General features: G+C 69.5%; 15 protein-coding genes, 1 tRNA gene and 2 pseudogenes. 7 read left to right on the top strand and 11 right to left on the bottom strand.

Going from position 1 to position 15671, the window contains the following annotated elements; translation table 11 throughout:
* The 3 genes and pseudogenes from AC13HU_RS04130 to AC13HU_RS04140 form a co-directional block, all read right to left on the bottom strand.
* Positions 1-283 (bottom strand): annotated as a pseudogene (locus AC13HU_RS04130) (deferrochelatase/peroxidase EfeB); the annotation flags it as partial.
* Positions 280-1593: an EfeM/EfeO family lipoprotein gene (locus tag AC13HU_RS04135; RefSeq protein WP_483040338.1), complete on the bottom strand. Its 1314-nt coding sequence runs from the start codon at positions 1591-1593 to the stop codon at positions 280-282. The gene AC13HU_RS04135 and the pseudogene AC13HU_RS04130, both read right to left, overlap by 4 nt.
* Positions 1594-1889: 296 nt before the next feature.
* Complete coding sequence (locus AC13HU_RS04140) at positions 1890-2189, bottom strand: putative quinol monooxygenase (RefSeq protein WP_483040339.1); 300 nt, start codon at positions 2187-2189, stop codon at positions 1890-1892.
* A gap of 113 nt (positions 2190-2302) precedes the next feature.
* Here AC13HU_RS04140 and AC13HU_RS04145 point away from each other — a divergent pair, with 113 nt between their 5' ends.
* On the top strand, positions 2303-3262 hold the full coding sequence (locus tag AC13HU_RS04145) for a GlxA family transcriptional regulator (protein ID WP_483040340.1): 960 nt from the start codon (positions 2303-2305) through the stop codon (positions 3260-3262).
* A 66-nt stretch (positions 3263-3328) separates the two neighbouring features.
* The gene (locus AC13HU_RS04150) at positions 3329-3541 is read left to right on the top strand and encodes a hypothetical protein (RefSeq protein WP_483040341.1); all 213 of its coding nucleotides are present in this window, start codon (positions 3329-3331) and stop codon (positions 3539-3541) included.
* 628 nt (positions 3542-4169) lie between these two features.
* On the opposite strand, the gene AC13HU_RS04155 is transcribed toward AC13HU_RS04150, so the two are convergent.
* From AC13HU_RS04155 to AC13HU_RS04165, 3 genes are all read right to left on the bottom strand, one after another.
* Entirely contained in the window at positions 4170-4562 is a 393-nt protein-coding gene (locus AC13HU_RS04155; protein WP_483040342.1) for a nuclear transport factor 2 family protein, read from the bottom strand.
* 512 nt (positions 4563-5074) lie between these two features.
* The gene (locus tag AC13HU_RS04160; RefSeq protein WP_483040343.1) at positions 5075-5431 is read right to left on the bottom strand and encodes a hypothetical protein; all 357 of its coding nucleotides are present in this window, start codon (positions 5429-5431) and stop codon (positions 5075-5077) included.
* A complete protein-coding gene (locus AC13HU_RS04165; RefSeq protein WP_483040344.1) occupies positions 5428-5889 on the bottom strand; it encodes a prevent-host-death family protein in 462 nt (153 codons plus the stop codon). Before AC13HU_RS04165 ends, AC13HU_RS04160 begins: the two co-directional genes overlap by 4 nt.
* A gap of 112 nt (positions 5890-6001) precedes the next feature.
* Between AC13HU_RS04165 and AC13HU_RS04170 the strand changes: the two are divergent.
* Both AC13HU_RS04170 and AC13HU_RS04175 read left to right on the top strand, forming a co-directional pair.
* Positions 6002-6079 (top strand): annotated as a pseudogene (locus tag AC13HU_RS04170) (kinase); the annotation flags it as partial.
* 80 nt (positions 6080-6159) lie between these two features.
* Positions 6160-6543 carry a hypothetical protein gene (locus AC13HU_RS04175; protein WP_483040345.1) on the top strand — a complete coding sequence of 128 codons (384 nt, stop codon included), beginning with the start codon at positions 6160-6162 and terminating at the stop codon, positions 6541-6543.
* Between the two features lie 497 nt (positions 6544-7040).
* On the opposite strand, the gene AC13HU_RS04180 is transcribed toward AC13HU_RS04175, so the two are convergent.
* Both AC13HU_RS04180 and AC13HU_RS04185 read right to left on the bottom strand, forming a co-directional pair.
* Positions 7041-8075 (bottom strand): zinc-binding dehydrogenase, encoded by a 1035-nt coding sequence (locus AC13HU_RS04180; protein ID WP_483040346.1) that lies wholly within the window; start codon positions 8073-8075, stop codon positions 7041-7043.
* Positions 8076-8089: 14 nt separating this feature from the next.
* The gene (locus AC13HU_RS04185; protein ID WP_483040347.1) at positions 8090-9391 is read right to left on the bottom strand and encodes an alpha/beta hydrolase; all 1302 of its coding nucleotides are present in this window, start codon (positions 9389-9391) and stop codon (positions 8090-8092) included.
* 183 nt (positions 9392-9574) lie between these two features.
* Here AC13HU_RS04185 and AC13HU_RS04190 point away from each other — a divergent pair, with 183 nt between their 5' ends.
* Positions 9575-10222, top strand: coding sequence for a TetR/AcrR family transcriptional regulator (locus AC13HU_RS04190; RefSeq protein WP_483040348.1), 648 nt, complete (start codon positions 9575-9577; stop codon positions 10220-10222).
* 144 nt (positions 10223-10366) lie between these two features.
* Here AC13HU_RS04190 and AC13HU_RS04195 read toward each other — a convergent pair.
* Positions 10367-10484 (bottom strand) — tRNA-OTHER (locus AC13HU_RS04195).
* A gap of 452 nt (positions 10485-10936) precedes the next feature.
* On the opposite strand from AC13HU_RS04195, the gene AC13HU_RS04200 reads away from it, so the two are divergent.
* Together AC13HU_RS04200 and AC13HU_RS04205 are read left to right on the top strand one after the other, a co-directional pair.
* Positions 10937-12967: a hypothetical protein gene (locus tag AC13HU_RS04200; RefSeq protein WP_483040349.1), complete on the top strand. Its 2031-nt coding sequence runs from the start codon at positions 10937-10939 to the stop codon at positions 12965-12967.
* Positions 12968-13547: 580 nt separating this feature from the next.
* The gene (locus AC13HU_RS04205) at positions 13548-14276 is read left to right on the top strand and encodes a restriction endonuclease (RefSeq protein ID WP_483040350.1); all 729 of its coding nucleotides are present in this window, start codon (positions 13548-13550) and stop codon (positions 14274-14276) included.
* A 392-nt stretch (positions 14277-14668) separates the two neighbouring features.
* On the opposite strand, the gene AC13HU_RS04210 is transcribed toward AC13HU_RS04205, so the two are convergent.
* Both AC13HU_RS04210 and AC13HU_RS04215 read right to left on the bottom strand, forming a co-directional pair.
* Positions 14669-15190, bottom strand: coding sequence for a hypothetical protein (locus AC13HU_RS04210; protein WP_483040351.1), 522 nt, complete (start codon positions 15188-15190; stop codon positions 14669-14671).
* Positions 15184-15585, bottom strand: a complete 402-nt coding sequence (locus tag AC13HU_RS04215) for an ATP-binding protein (protein ID WP_483040352.1) — start codon at positions 15583-15585, stop codon at positions 15184-15186. Before AC13HU_RS04215 ends, AC13HU_RS04210 begins: the two co-directional genes overlap by 7 nt.
* Positions 15586-15671: the final 86 nt, after the last annotated feature.

Here is a 15671-nt window from a genome sequence, read left to right on the forward strand (position 1 = left end):
CCCGGTCGGTGACGGTGTGCAGCAACTCGACCAGTTCCCGCCGGTCGGCCGCGGTGACGTCGAAGGACAGGAAGACACTGGACTGCTGCACGGCCTGCGTGATGCCGGCCTGGTGCGGGCCGTGGAAGTCGACCCGCTCCGCCTGCGACTGACTCGGCGCAGCGGCGGAGGCAGAGCCGGCCGCGCCGCCCGCCACCGCCCCGACACCGACCGCCGCACCGCGCAGGAAGCCGCGTCGCCGCAACTCGCCGCCGCCGGAAGGTCCGTGCGGGTCGGTCGTCATGCCGTCCTCCGTACGTCGAAGATCGCCGCCACCGGGGAGAGTTGTTCCAGCAGGTCACCGAAGTCGGCGTTGATCCGCTCGCGTTGAGCCCGGGTCAGCTTGTCCAGCGCAGTCCACCGGCCGTCGTGGTGCTGGGCGTCGAGGTCGGCCGCCGCGCGGTCGAGCGACGCGTTCAGCGCGGCCAGGCCCGTGTCGCGCGGCACCAGAAGGGAGTTGAGCTTGCCCAGGATCTCCCGCGTGCCGTCGATGTTGGCGCGGGCGGTGGCCAGGTTGGTGCCGCTGCCGTAGTCCGTGCGGCCGGTCAGCTCGAACTGCTCGGCGTTCTCGACGATCTCGTGCGCGCGCAGGCCCATGTCCGCCGGGTCCATCCGCAGCGTGGACCACGTGGCCCGCAGCGCGTGGACGGCCTTGTCCAGCGCCGCGGCCGGGCCGCGCAGGGAGGCGGCCGACTCGCCGTGCCACAGGCCGTACTCGATCCGGTGGAAGCCGGTGAAGTCCGGCTCCTTGAAAGGGTCCTGGCCGGTCGCGGTGGTGCCGTTGATCACGCCGTCCGCGTCGCCGAACGTGTCGTATGCCGCGCCCAACCGCTCGTACACCAGGTGCCCGGTCAGCCAGTCGCGGCGGGCGGCGGCCAGATCGCCGCGGTCGACATCGTTCTTCAACGCGCCCGTGTCGCCGACGAGTTCGGTCATCCGCGTGCCGATCCAACTCTGGTAGGCCAGCGTCGGCGGGATCAGGTCGTGCTCGGTGACCGGGAGGCCGGCCGGCCCCCGCGGCGCGGTGCCCGGGACCGTGACGGTCGGGCCGGTGACCGAGTCGGTGTCCTCCTGGAGGCACTTGAAGGCGTACGTGCCGCTGCCCAGGTCGACCACCATCGAGCGGCTGGTGGCCGGGGCAAGGCCCTCGATCTCGCCATAGATCTTCCCGGTGCGCGGGTCGATCAGGTCCACCTCGGTGGCGGCGGCCGCGGAGTTGTGCAGGTCGAAGACCTGGGTGCCCGGACGCGGCGTGACCTTCCCGGGTCCGCCCCAGCCCCGCCCGCAGCCGCCCGGCGAGGCGTCCACCGAGGTGTGCCGCAACCCGTCGGCCGCCAAGGGGTGCCGGTTGTCGGTGCTCGCGCCGTGGTGGCCGACCGATACCAGCACGCCCGCGGCGATCGCGGCGGCCGCAAGGGCGGCGACGGCCGCCGCGACGGTCCGCCGGCGCCGTCCGCCCCTGCGGGGCGCCGCCCCTTCGGCGGCGCGGTCGGGCGGCGAGCCGTGCGCGGGCTCCGCGCCGTCGGCGGACGCGGGTTCGGGTTCGGCGGGCACCGGACCTCCGGAATCGTGCTCGGCGTTTCGTGGTCGCCGACATGCTAGGACGCCCCCGCGCGTTTGCTCATCGGTGCAAACGCCACGAACCCGCAATTCCGACGGGTCGTGTCCTCGGAAGGGGTGCAGCGGGGCGGATTTGATCCGTGGAGCGCTGCCGGACGCCGCGTACGCCGCGCACCTCGTCGGTGTCGGGCCGGCCGGCCCCCTCCTCCCGGGCCGGCCCGGGAGGAGGGGGGCAGGCTGTCACGGCTGCCACCCCGGGGCGCGGCGCCGGTGGCGCGCCCGTCGGCGGTTCACGGGAGCTTGACCGCCAGCAGATCCGTCCGGTGGACCTCCGGGGCGGCCGCGAACATCCTCGGGCCGATCTCCTTCAGGACGTCGGCGATCTTTCCGTCGAAGTGCGCGGTGCGGCCCTCCTCGTCGTCGAAGGTGTCGAAGATCCCGAACACGGTCGGGCCCTCCTTGAAGGCGAACCAGGTGACCGTGCCCTGCTCGGCGCGGGCCAACTCCAGGGAGTCCCGGAGCGCGGCCTCCACCTCGGCGGCGTGGTCGGGCCTGGCCTCGATCCGGAGCCGGAATCCCACCTGCGACATGCGCTGCTCCCACCTCGTCGAATCCGGTCGGCGACCGCCGACCACCACGACGCTATGGGCTGCGCCCACCGGCCGGCAGTGGCGGATCCGGCGCATTCGATACCGTTTCCGTCATGCGTGTCGCAGTGCTCGTCCTCGACGGAGTCTTCGACTCCGGCCTCGCCGCCCTCCTCGACATCGTGCACTGCGCCAACACGCTGCGGACCCGACTGCCCCAGCCGCCGCCCACCTGGCAGATGACCACGGTCGGCTTCACCCGCACCGTACGCACGGGCGCGGGACACCGGGTCACCGCCGCGCCCGTCGCCCAGGTCGAGGACTGCGACCTGCTGCTGATCCCCGGCGTGGCCGAGCGGCGCCCTGGCGAGCTGGTGGACTACCTGTCGGGCCCGCGTACCGCCCCCGCGCGGGAGCTGATCGCCCGGGCCCGCGCCCGGCGCACCCCGATTGCCACCGCCTGCGCCGGAAGCTTCCTTCTCGCCGAGGCGGGCGTCCTGGACGGCCTCCGCGCCACCACCACCTGGTGGCTCGCGCCGCTGTTCCGACGCCGATACCCGCTGGTGACGCTCGATCAGCAGCAGATGGTGACCAGTTGCGACGGCATCACGACCGCCGGCGCGGCCTTCGGCCACGTGGACCTGGGGCTGACCCTGATCCGCCGACGCAGTCCCGCGCTCAGCGACCTGGTCGCCAACTACCTCGTCATCGACGAACGGCCCTCCCAGGCCGCCCACACCATGACGGGCACCCTGGCCGCGTGCGACCCCACCGTCGCCGCGTTCGAGCACTGGGCCCGTGCCCACCTGGACGAGCCGCTCGGCGTCAGGGACGCCGCCGCCGCGATCGGGGTCAGCGAACGCACCCTGCAACGCACCACCCGGGCCGTCCTCGGCATCTCACCGGTCCGCTTCGTCCAGGACCTCCGCGTCGAACAGGCCACCCATCTCCTACGCACCACCGACCAGACGATCGAGGCCATCGCACGCCGCGTCGGCTACGAGAGCGCCAACACCCTCCGCGTCCTGCTCCGTGAACGCACCGGCAGATCCGCCGCCCAGCACCGCCTCGGCTGACGCCGCGCCCCCACCTGGCAACGACCCGGCACGCGCTGCACCGCCGCGTCCACCTCACACGAGATCGTGGCCATCGACGCGGCCACGCTCGCCGTTGCGGCCCGCTACCCGATCGACACCGACAAGGGGCCGAGGTATGTGGCCTTCGCCGGGGGCAGGCTCTGGTTCAGTCACGGCGACCAGTGGGCCGCCGGCCCGGGCTCCGTCGACCCCGCGCGCAACGTACCGACCGTGTCGGTGAAGGCCCCCACCAGTGCGCCACGTCTCGTACGCGGGTGACGCCAGGCACACCGCGGTCAGCACCTCGGCCAAGCTCGCGGTCTCCCGCACCGACGCCGGGGGCAGACCCCGGGATCAGGTCCGACCCGCTGCACCACTTCCAAAGACGCCCCCGAATACGGCAGTCTCGGAATCAGCGACCGCCGCCTGCGTGTGCTGTGTACCCGAGTCGGCGAGCGTCACCTCGCGGTCTCCCCCGACCGCCTGCCGGCGTTCCGCAAGGCCGTCCTGGCTCTGGGCTATCCGCTGTCCTGACGGTACGTGGAGAGCCGGTTCGGGATAGCTCGGCCGGTGCAGCGGGCGGGACGGACTGGTTCTGCCGACGACCACGGCACATGCCTCAGCCGACGCGGCCACGACGTGGCCCTGCGGGACGGGACGGTGATGCTGTCCGCTCGCCGTGAACGTCAGGGATGACGCCCTGGGGGACCCGTTCGAACTCGGTTCCTGCCGGATCGACTTCGGCGACGGAACGCCCGCGGTGACCCAGGACTACTCGTGCCAGGACCAGCACACCCACGCGAAGGCGGGCACCTACACCGTCCACGCCACTGAGCACTGGCTCCGGCCGGCCGCGCCGGAATCGCCAAGGGCGCCTCGCCCGCGTGCCTGGCCGATCCGTAAGTCTCTACCCGAGATCTGCGACGGCGCTGGCGTGGGCGGCAAGGACGCGCCAGGTGCCGTCAGCGTGTGTCCAGGTGCGGGTGTAGCGAAGGCGCGCCTTGAACGGATGTCCTCCAGCGGTGCCCTCAAGCCCGGCCAGTACGCGGGTGATCCCGGTAGATTCCACCACGGTCACGTGCAGGTCCTGCTGGTCGAAGACCTCGACGGCCAGGGTCCGGGACCTGTGCGCTCCCAGGTCCTCCTCCTTCGTCATGGTGCTGCCGTCAGGTCCTGTGTAGATGACACGGTCGTCCAGGAGCAGGTCCAATGCCTGCGCATCACCTGATCGAACAGCGGCCTGCAGCCTCTGCTCGGCATCGTGGAGAGCGGCTTCAAGAGCCACCTGATCCATCCCCATTCCGATCCTCCTTGCCTTGCCGGCCTGCGAATCTTCAGCCGATTGCGACGGTACATGCCGCGCCGGATCCAGCGGTCAGCACCGACGGGGGTGACGGAGACCGCTGAAACGGCCATCGCCACACCGCTGACCAACCGCACCCCGAACCGTCACCACAGCACGAGACCTGCCCCGACCTGATCTCGGTCGGACTCGCGTCCTGACTGCTCAGCCCTGCGGAGAATACGGGATTCGAACTCGTGAGGGGTTGCCCCCAACACGCTTTGCCACGAGGCACCTTGGGGCATCCGGGGAGAGGCGGGGAGGTCCTGACCTGCGATGGAGTGGTCGGGCGAACGGCTTACGGACGCCGATGAACGGGCACGAATGAGACCACAACTGAGACCGGACTTCGCCGATTCCTCCTGGTCAGCGGCCGAAGCGCACTGCCGTCCATGAGATGGCCCGTTCAGCGCGCGCCGGGCATCGCGCATCGGGTCGGGACCTGTTCGCTCGTGTGCGATGCGACGGATTCAGCTGTCGGTGTCCTTGGGGTGCCGGGTGGAGGCGTAGACGAGATGCACGGTCCGGCGTGGTTGGTCGACGAGGTAGCGGACGCGGCCGCCGGCGGTGACCTCGTACTCCCACTGCGGGTATTCCGTGCCGCCAAGGGTGGCGGTGCTCAGCCGTCCGCGGAGCCTGTGCTGACGGTCGGGGTCCTTTATGGAGGCCGGATCTGCGCGTAGCGCCTCGTAGCAGCGCCGGGTGTTACCGGGAGCCTCGGTGCACAGGTCGCCCCAGCCTTTGGCTGCATCGTTCGTGGCGAATCGGAGGCGCCATTCGTTGCCGGTCGGCGGTGGCGGGACGTCGTCGCCGCGTTTGGGGCTCATGGAGCAGGTACCTCGCCATGGTCCTCGTCCGGAAGCGGAGCGGTCAGCTGCGCTGTCAGTTCGGGGTCCGCGAGGATTCTGGCGGTGGCGCGCCATTCGACGATGGCTTGGTGCAGGTTGTTGTGCACGTCCAGTTCCGCGGCGTCGTGGGTTGCGTTCACCAGGTCGACGACGAACTCGCGCACTTCGTCCGTCGACAGGTGCCTGGTCCATGGGAAGACCTCGGGCAGGGCGAGCAGAATCGCGCGGGCGCCTTCGTCGCTGCTGATCAGGGCCGCGAACAGCCGAGCCGTGACGTCGGCGGTCTCCTCGCGCTGACGGTCATGGCGCTCGGTGGTGAGGTACAGATCCTCGCCGTCCCGACGCGTCACGTGGACGCGCTGGGCACGCTCGACGGTGTCGGCGACCCGCTTGGAGTTCTTCGACAGGTCGGAGAACGAAACGGTCAGAGTGGACATGGAGCGAGCATAGTTCGGAATATGTTCCGAAGTCAAGGCGAGGCGGGGGCTGCGCACCTTGCGGCCCGGCGGACGGCGTCGATGAGCGCCGGGGCCCCGGTACCGGGACCCCATGACAGTGGGCACGGAGGAGACCGTCCAGGTCGTGCTCCGCGGCAACAGCGCGTCGGGGAAGTCGTCCGTGGCAGCCCCCTCCCTGACATCGTTGGGAGAGACGCCCCGGCGTGATCAGTTAGCCTGGGTGGACGAACGAGCAGGAGTACCACCCGTATGGCCAGCACTAGCGGCCCCGGTCTCGATCCGGCGCCGAAGCCGATGCGTCGCACCTTCACCGCCGAGTACAAGCTGAGGATCGTCGCCGAGTACGACGCCGCCCCGGCTGGCGAGAAGGGTGCTGTCCTGCGCCGCGAGCGCTTGTACCACTCCCACATCATCGAGTGGCGGGCCGCGCGTGACGCCGGCGCGCTCGCGCAGCTGACCGACCACCGCAGCAGCCCTGCCCGCCCCCGGAAGCACCCTGCGGAAGCCGAGAACGCCAGGCTGCGGCGGGAGAACGAGCGGCTGCGCACGGAGGTGGACCAGAAGAACGCGGCACTGGAGGTGCTGGGAAAAACACACACGCTCTTGCAGTCGCTGTCCAAGAGCGCGGACTGAGCCAGGTCCTGGACGGTCACCTGCATGCAGCGGTCGAGGAGTTGAGGCTGCTGGTGGGCATCGTGGACGCCTGCCGGATCACCGGACGCTCCCGGGCGACCCACCACCGACGGGCTCACCCCAAGCCGCCGGCGTCCAGGCGACCGCGTCCGGCCCCGGTCACCGCAGCGATGGCGCGTGTTCCGCCAGCGTGCGTGGGCCGGGCCGTGCTGAACGCCGGTGAACGCAACTGGGACTGCAACTGCCGAACGGCGATCCAGGGGCCTGTCGGGATGTCGGGTTCGAGATCACGTAGCCGGTTTCGCGGGTGACCTTCCCGCCGGCTTCGGTGCACCCGCGCGGCCTCAGCCAAGTGCGGGAAGTCCAGGCCCAGTCGATGACGGTCAACGCGCGCACCGTGCGGGTCGTTCGGCGGCCGTCACCGCGATCGCGCCGGATGGGCTCGGCGCGTGCCGTCGCCCGGGGCGGCGCGCGCAGCGTCTCCAACAGTGCTCGTTCTAGCGACCGGGGCGGCTGCCGGCCTGCGCGTCGGCCGGGGAGTCGGCGGCTGTTGCGGCGGGGACGAGGACGATCTTGCCCACCGCGCGGCGGCCCTCCAGGTCGGCGTGGGCGTCAGCGGCACGATCGAGCGGGTAGCGCTTGACCAGTGGTTCGAGTCCGCCGTCGGCGGCTGCCTGGATCGCGCGGGCCTGCAGTTCCTTCATGGTGCCGGCGCGTCGCAGCAACTGGGGGCCGATCGCCCAGATCACGGTGCTCGCGTGCCCGATGATGTCGTCGGTGGTGAGCTGGGTGGCCGTGCCCGATGACCAGCCGTGCAGGAGGAACTTCCCCCCGGAGCCGAGAAGGTCGAACGCCTGGCGGCCGGTGGTCCCTCCGACGCCGTCGAACACGATGCCGATCTCTTTGTCGCTGAGGGCATCGTGGACCGCGTGCGGCCAGTCCGGGTCACGGTAGTCGGCGGCAATGTCGGCACCAAGTGACGTGGCCTGCCGCGCCTTCTCCGGGCCGCCGGCCACGCCGACGACGGTGACGCCCTGGCGGTGCAGCGCCTGGATGAGCAGGGCTCCGACGCCGCCGGCCGCCGACGTGACCAGCGCGACGTCCCCGGGCTCGGCCTCGGCGACGTCGAGAAGTCCGAGCGCGGTCGAGCCGGTGGTGATCATCGCCACCGCGGTGTCCGCTGCCATCCGGTCGGGGATGCGGTGCAGAGCCTCGACTGCGGCCACCGCCTGCTCGGCGTAGCCGCCGTGGGCATCAAGGGTGCCGACCACCGGGCGGCCCAGCCAGCTCTCGTCTACGCCCGGGCCCAGCGCGCCCACGACGCCGGCGACCTCGCCGCCCAGCACGACGGGCAGCGCGGGGGCGGGATGAGGTCCGATTCCGCGGCCCGACCGCAGCCTCGTCTCGATGACGTGGACGCCGCTGGCCCGGACGTCTATGCGGACCTGCCCCTCGCCGGGGGCCGGTGGGGTGATCTGCTCGTACCGGAGGTTCTCGGCGGGCCCGTACTCGTGGAGCCTGACTGCGTACATGGGTGGTGCGCCTTTCAAAAGGAGTCGGCCGGCGAGGCCGGCTTCCGAGCGTGCGGGCCGGTCGCGGTGGCGGCATCGGCGGTGGCGGTGTGCGGGGTGGGGCCCGGCGACCTGGGCGAGGCCAGGACCCAGCCGGCGAAGGCTTCGGCGCCGTCCACGATCGCCTCGGAACGTGGCGAGTGGTAGAGGTCCATCACGTGCTGTCCGCCGGGCAGTTCGGCGTAGACGACGGCGTTGTGCGATACGTCGCGCAGCCGGCCGACGAAGTTCCGGGCGCCCTCGACGGTGCCCAGCGGGTCCTTGGTGCCGTGGACGACCAGGAACGGCGGCGCGCCGGGATTGAGGTATCGGTAGGGCTGCTCCGGGGGCGGCGTCTCTTCGGGCTGCTCGCCGAAGAAGTGGCCGTAGTAGCCGTAGAGGCAGATCGCGGCGGTCACCGAGGTGTCGGCGTCCTCGAAGCCGGGCTGGAACGCCGGGTCGTTCGGGGTGAGCGCGCAATGGGCCGCCATGTTGGCGCCGGCCGAGCCGCCCGCCACGAACACCCTCGATGGATCGGCGCCGTACCCGGAGCCGTGCTCGCGGATCCAGGCGATGACCTTCTTGGCGTCGATCTGGTGGCCGGGGAAGGTGGTCTGGGGTCGCAGTCGGTAGTTGGCGCTGATGCACACCCATCCCTGTCCGGCGAGCCGGTGCAGCAGGGGACGCCCCTCGCGGCTCTTCGCGCCGCGGGAGTAGTGGCCGCCGTGGAAGTAGATCAGGACCGGAGCGTTCGGCGGTGCGTCGCGGCGGCGGTAGAGGTCGAGCAGATTGCGGCGGCCGGCGTCCCCGTAGCGGATGTTGGCGATCCGCTCCACGCCGCGCGGTCGCAGGAGGCCCGGTGGCGGCAGCAGCAGGATGCGGGCCCAGGCCCGGTGGCGGCGCGGCGGCGCCTGCACGTGATCCCGCCAGTCGGCCCCCAGCCCTTCCCGGAGGCCCTGCCCGACGGCCCGGTCCGACCGCGCGCCGCGCCAGGCGGCGACGGCCAGCCCGACGACGGTGGCGGCGGCCACCCCGACCACCGCCCGGGCGCCCGTCGACCCCAGGTCACCCTGGGCCGCGGCGAGTGCGGTGGAGGCCACGAGGGCGTAGATGGCCACGAACGGCAACTCGTTGGGGAGCAGGCCGAAGACGAAGCTCATGCTCGCCACCGGGCCGGGCCGACGCGGGGAGACAACGGCGAAGAAGGTGCACCAGGCGATGAGCGCCACGGTGATCAGATAGCCGACTGGCACGAAACCTCCAAGGACGTGGACCCTGACCGAAGATCGCAGCCACATGCGTGTGAACGGAGGGCTGCTGGTGTGACCTGGTCGAGAGCGGCTGCTCCGGCGGTCACGCCGTCCTCGTTGGTCCGGCTCGATGCACGACGAGACGATACGTTTCGTCTCGCCGGAGCATGGCCGAGGAACCGACGCAGTGTCAAGACGAGACGTTCCGTCTCGTTCGTCTATGCTGAGGGCATGCCCAAGGAGCCGGACGCGGCGCGCCGCAGCGAGCGCAGCCGCCGGGCGATCCTCGCCGCCGCTGAGGAGATCTGCCGGGAGAACGGCTACGGGCGGCTGACCATCGAGGCAATCGCCACGCGTGCCGGAGTGGGCAAGATGACCATCTACCGGTGGTGGCCGTCCAGAGGTGCCATTGTGCTGGACCTCCTCGAACAGACCGCGACCGTCGCAGCCGACCCGCCGGACAGCGGCGACCTGGCCGCCGACCTGCACGCCCTGCTTGCCGAGGTCATCAGCATCCTCACCCCGCCGTTCACCTCACCCGCCACCGGACTGATCGCCGAGGCACTGCACGATGCCGACCTCGCCAACGACCTCCGCGAACGCCTCATCCGGCCGCGCATCGCCACGTTCAAACAACGCATCCGCCGCGCTCAGGACGCAGGCGAACTCCCGGCGGACGCGGACCTCGACGTGGCACTGGACCTGCTGTACGGCCCGCTCTACCACCGCATGGCCCTCCACCTCGGCATGCCGGACCCCGACTACCTCGACACCCTCATCGCCCACGTCCTGCGCGCCCTGGCAAGCACGAACGCGGGACCGCCGCCGGCTCGTGGCCGCCGAGGCGGTCCGGCGCAAGCAACGCCTGGGCTCCGCTAGGAAGCGGCGCTCGCATGGTTCTACTCGGCGACGACGCCTGACCCGGCCACCCGGAGCCGCCCAGCGCCACCAGGGCACCTATGCAACGTCGTTGGCCCCCGCTGCTCGCAGCGGGGCCCTTCGACGTCGTGCCCGGTGAGGCACTGGCGGAGGATACGAGATTCGAACTCGTGAGGGGTTGCCCCCAACACGCTTTCCAACTGCGCACGAGGCCGTACACGAGGGAGCGGAGCTGTTCTGACCTGCGACGGAACGGTTCTCCGGGCCAGTGGTGGACAGCCCCGGACACGGCTGAATGAGACCAGAACTGAGACCAGACCGCCCCCGGCTGCCGATGATCACTACGAGACTGCCGCAACTCGTCGAGCGAGTGATTCCCCCTGATACAGCGCTAGTTGACAGCCATGTGGTACCGTTTCCGTCGCCTGCGACGCATGAAGCGAAGCAGGGCCGCTCCGAGGTCCACCTCGGGGTAGGCAACGTGGAGGCATGCTTCCTCACGCCGCGGGCCCTGTCGAGCGCCATGCTGCCGCCGAAGATCACGTCAGGGCTCGCTCTGATCAAATCTGAGGGGATGCGCCTGACGGCGGTTGCTGTCTGACTTCCCGGGCATGGTGCACATCCGTGTGGCACCCCGGGAGTATGCGGGCATCTGTGGTTCTTCGTTCCGTGCTCTTTCGGCGTGCCTGAGTACGTCCTGGAGGGCGACCAATCATGACCGCGATCTTCGAAGAGACATCCGCGATTCACGACCATGTACCGCCGCGGCCGGTGAACAAGCTACCTGAGCTCGCGCCGATCGCTGCCCGTCGCAAGGCGGCCGAGAAGCTCGTCGACGCTTTCGGTATCCCTTCCGACGCAGCTCTCTCTATCGCCAACGCCGTGGTGGACCCGGCCGAGCTTCGCCGCTCGATCGAGATTCCCACTGAGCTCGCGATCACTGGGGGAATTCTGCTGGCAGTTCGAGCGCGCGTGTGGACGCGGCGTACTCTGCCGGACATCCGAAACCCTCGCATCGGTGACGCCAGGCGCCACCCGGTGGCGGTGGAACCGGGTACGGACGAGGAGTCACGGTTCGCCCCAGTCGATGATCCCACCAGCACCGGTGTCACGCCGCACCTCGAAGTCACGGTCGAGTCAGCCGAACACATGACGTGGGCTTCGGCGCTCGCGGCTAGGGCGGTGCTGAACGCGAACGACTGGCGGTACTCGATCCGTAACCAGGGGGTGCTCACCGAGGTATGGCTGGTCGCCAACCGCTACATCCATACCGCCGAAGACATCCCCGACCTTTGGGCAGTAACCACTGCCGAGGGTTCGTCGCGTACCACTGCCGCACACGACATTCTGGAGGTGGGCAACAGCGTCGACATGGTCGTGAAGGCGGAGGCTGACACTTTCATGCGGTCCCGGATCAAGGATCTGAACACCGCGCTCGAGCAGGGGCCTACGGTCAAGCAGTCGGAAGCGCTGCGCTGCGAAACGATGCCAGCTCTCATCTTGGTGGGATACCGGCCCCTGTCAGGTGGGCCCGACCGGTTCTCGTCGGCAGTGAAGTCCCTTGTGGCTCTCCGCCACGTCGATGCACCGAAGGAGTGGGGCGAGGGACCTGAGCTGGAGTCCCTCGCAGACGAGGCGCTGACTGTCATGGAGGATCGGCGCATTCTCACGCCGCTGCGTCGACGGTGGCTCGCTGGTGCCATCAGCCGTTCAGACGCAGAGAAGGCCCATCTGCCCACAGACCCTGCAATTCGTGCAGCGGAGATCATCGCTCTGTTTACGCGCGACGATCAGGCGGTCCGTGATGCGATTCGTGACGCGGTAACCCGGCAGTCGACGCGTAAGCGGATCACGAAGAACTTCCGGGTGAAGCTTGCCGTGGCGCTCATCGTGAGGTCGGTGGCGGGTGAGGGCACCAGCCCGGACCGCGTCCGCCGCTACATGCAGCACGGATTTGTCTCGGTGCGTGACAACCACTTCACCGCGACGCACCGTGCTGCCGACGATGTACTGACAGACGCTCTCGACGAGTTCGAGGACGATCCTGCCGGTACCCCCGGAACGTCGCGTCTGGAGCTCGCCGCACGGGCTGCCTACCCCCTTATCGCGACGCTGTCCCTGTGGGCCGACCGGGGTACGAACAACAATCCGAATGCGGACGATCGCCGGCGGCCCGGCGAGGTCATCGACACTATGCTCTCGTCGCGTCTTGGGATCCACCAGCTTCACCGCGCCATCGTTGACCACAACGCTGGGCGCCGTGGTCTCCGGGCTGTGAACGAGGATGGCTCCATCCGCCTCACCGAGGACCGAGCACAGGACCAGACCCTCAACGATGTCTACCTGCGCTCCACGTTCCCCAAAGCCGGTTCGCCGACGCGCCCCTCTTCTACAAACACTCCCGATGACGCCCTGCGTGACGCTGCTGCAGTTCTCGGCGCCGCCGTGCGGAGTGTCGAGGAAGCCATGGTCGCCCTGCGGGCGGTGAAGGCGGCGGATGGAGCCGACCACGTCGAAACTGTCGGTGTTGACCTGAATCATGTCGGCGAGTGGAAGAGCGTCCTGGACGCCGCTACAGAGGATCTCGTCTTCTGGGGTCGAACCTGGAAGCGTCGAAACCACAAGGGTGGTCAACCCACGGCCCGGCGTGACGACAGCTGGGTGTCGGAGTTCATTGAAGACCCGGATGGTGCCGTCGAGGCGTGGGAGGAAGAGGATTCTGGCGCCGTGGAGGCCGCTTCATGAGGCCCCAGCGACTTGCCTCTCTCGCCGCGCACGCTGGGGATCACCTCCATCGAGCCGGGGCCTCCGGCCCCTATCCGTGTGCAGCCGATATCCCGGTTCGCGCGCGTAAGGCGGTCTACATTGTGTGTGCCTGGTCGGGAAAGATTCTCTATGTCGGTTCAACCGTCGTCGGTGTCTCTGCGCGTATCGCCCAGCACCTCAGGGGTGTGGAAAAAACCCTCGACTGGACAACCGTCTACGTCGTTCCCCTCGATGACGACACGCCGGTTGGAACAGTCCGGCGGATCGAAGGCCGCGTTGGTGTCGCAGCCGGCCCCGTACGGAACAGGGCACTCCCGCGCATCACTGGGTGTTGAGGGGCATCTGCGGGTCTTGGCGACGTGCAAAGACCCGCAGATGATCTTTGGCTGGTGGGAATGATCGTCGGGCTGTTGCCAGGGGCTGGGACCAGGGAAAGGTCCGTGGCGGGTGATAGCAGGCACCGCATGGGCGTCGACGCCCGTGCGGGTTGTGAGCGAGGCCGTCTTTCCGGCGAGCGGTCTGCCGGACACACTGGACAGAACCTATCAAGGGGGAGGCGATGGCCAAGAAGCGCAAGCGCCGTGCTGCCGCCCGCCGGCGTCGGAACGCGGCCTTAGCCGGTGGAGCGTTACTACTGATCCTCCTGGTGGCCCTCTGGTCGGTGATCTGGCCCTATCTTCTGGCGGCCCTAGCTGTCGGCGGGGTCGGCACGGGGGTGCGGCGGCTTTGGCGCACAGACCGGTTCCACCGCGACGCGGACCAGCGTTGGCGCCGTGAGGACGCGATCCAGGCCGGCCACCGCACGCTGGCTGAGGTGGACGGGATGTCCGGGACGGAGTTCGAGGATCACGTCGCCGCACTGTGCCGCCGCGACGGTTGCACCGACATCCGCCAGGTCGGCGGAACCGGTGACAACGGTGCCGATGTCCTTGGGCGCCTTCCGGATGGCCGCACGTTGATCGTCCAGTGCAAGCGCTACACCACGAAGAGGGCCATCGCGGCGCGCGACTTGCGTGACCTTCTCGGCTCCAAGGCGCACTTCGGCGCCGACTTCGCCGTCTTCGTCACCACCACGCGCTTCAGCCGTCAGTCACTCGACTTCGCCGTCCAGAACGGCATCCTCGCCATCCACCGCGATTCTCTGGGCCTGTGGAACAACGGCGCCACGCTGCTCTCCCTGCTGGACATCAACGGAGCGGGCCAGGGCAACGAGCAGCACCGAGCCCGGTGGAAGAGCACTTATGGCAAGCCACCGCAGCGCCGGGACCAAGCACAGGACAGGCGGTAGTGCCTTGTGGCGAACCATCCCAAGTCGCCGAACTATTGATCAGGGGCGGCGTCGGTGCCGGCCGCTGGGCGGGGCCGGAGGACGGGTGGGCCCCGGTGTTCCGACGTTCGCGTATCCGTGAAGCTCGTGTCCGCCGATGTCGGCGGAGAGCTGGGAGGCCAGGATCTCGTCGCCGAGGCACTGGGCACAGGCAGCGCAAGCAAACAGGTGTGCTGTGACGCCACCGGGGGCAGTGCCCGTGCCGATCCACAGCACTCTTGCCTGCTCCCGGCCGCACCACAGCCAGCAGCGTCCTGTCATCCAGCGATTGTCGTCGTCGGTCTCCGCGGGAGGTGGAAGACGCGCGATGCGAGGAGCGGCGAGCGTCCCGAGCCAAGGCCGCAGGTCATTACTCATTTCAGCTCCTCCACCTCAGTGGCGAGCGTCGACCAGTCCGTCCCCTTCACGGCCCCGATGCGGGTCTTGCCCATGAACAGTCGGCCCGCCCGAGCCGTGGCGGCCATGTACGCCTGAACCACTTCCTTGGAGGAATGCGCTCGCAGGGGGTCCAGTCCGACGGCCACCGCTACGGTTCCGCCGCCGAGGGCGAAGTCGCTCCAGGCGTCGCCGATCGGGGCGTGCAGCAGGTGTTCGCAGCGGTCGAGCCGTAGGAATGCGTCCAGGTCGTGGATGTAGAGCCGGGATCCGATGTCCGGGAGCCGTCGGCTGCATTGGGCGAGCCGGAGCGAGGCGGCCAGTCTGCGCATGCGCATCTCGGCTTCATGCGGCGTGCCGAGGCGGCCGGATAGTGGACGGGCGAGCAGCAGGAAAGCCACGGGGCCCGCGGGCGTGCCGGCGATCCAGTGCCAAACGGCTAACGAAGCGATGAGGTCTGCGGTGGGCGCCTGATCCGGCCGATTTGGTGTGCTCACCATGGGCTCGTCACACCCTGCCGCGCCGCGATCTTGAACTCGGTCCATACGACTTTGCCCCACGGATCCCGCGGTTCGACTCCCCATCCGTCGGCGAGTTCGTTGACCAGCAACAGTCCGCGGCCGGTCGTACTTTCGGCGCTGGGCGACTTGACCACCGGGTGCCGTCGGCTTGCGTCATGTACTTCGATCCGCAGCAGACCGTCCTGGCCCGACAGCGCGACGTGGAAGCTGTGGCCGTGCGTCTCGTCATGGCGAACCACGTTGGTGGCAAGTTCCGAGACGCAGGTGAGCATGTCGTCGAAGCGTTCGGTGACGCCCCAGGCGTCCAGGACTTCGCGTACGAAGGAGCGGGCTTCGGGGACAGCGACGGCGTCCCTGGTGAACTCCCGTGTCACAGGCTGCGGCATCGCCGACCACTCGCCCGCCTGCGTCCGTACCGCTCGGCCGAGGCGCGGCTCCGCTTCGTGGCCTTGACCGAGAT

This window comes from Streptomyces sp. NH27, assembly GCF_056859195.1.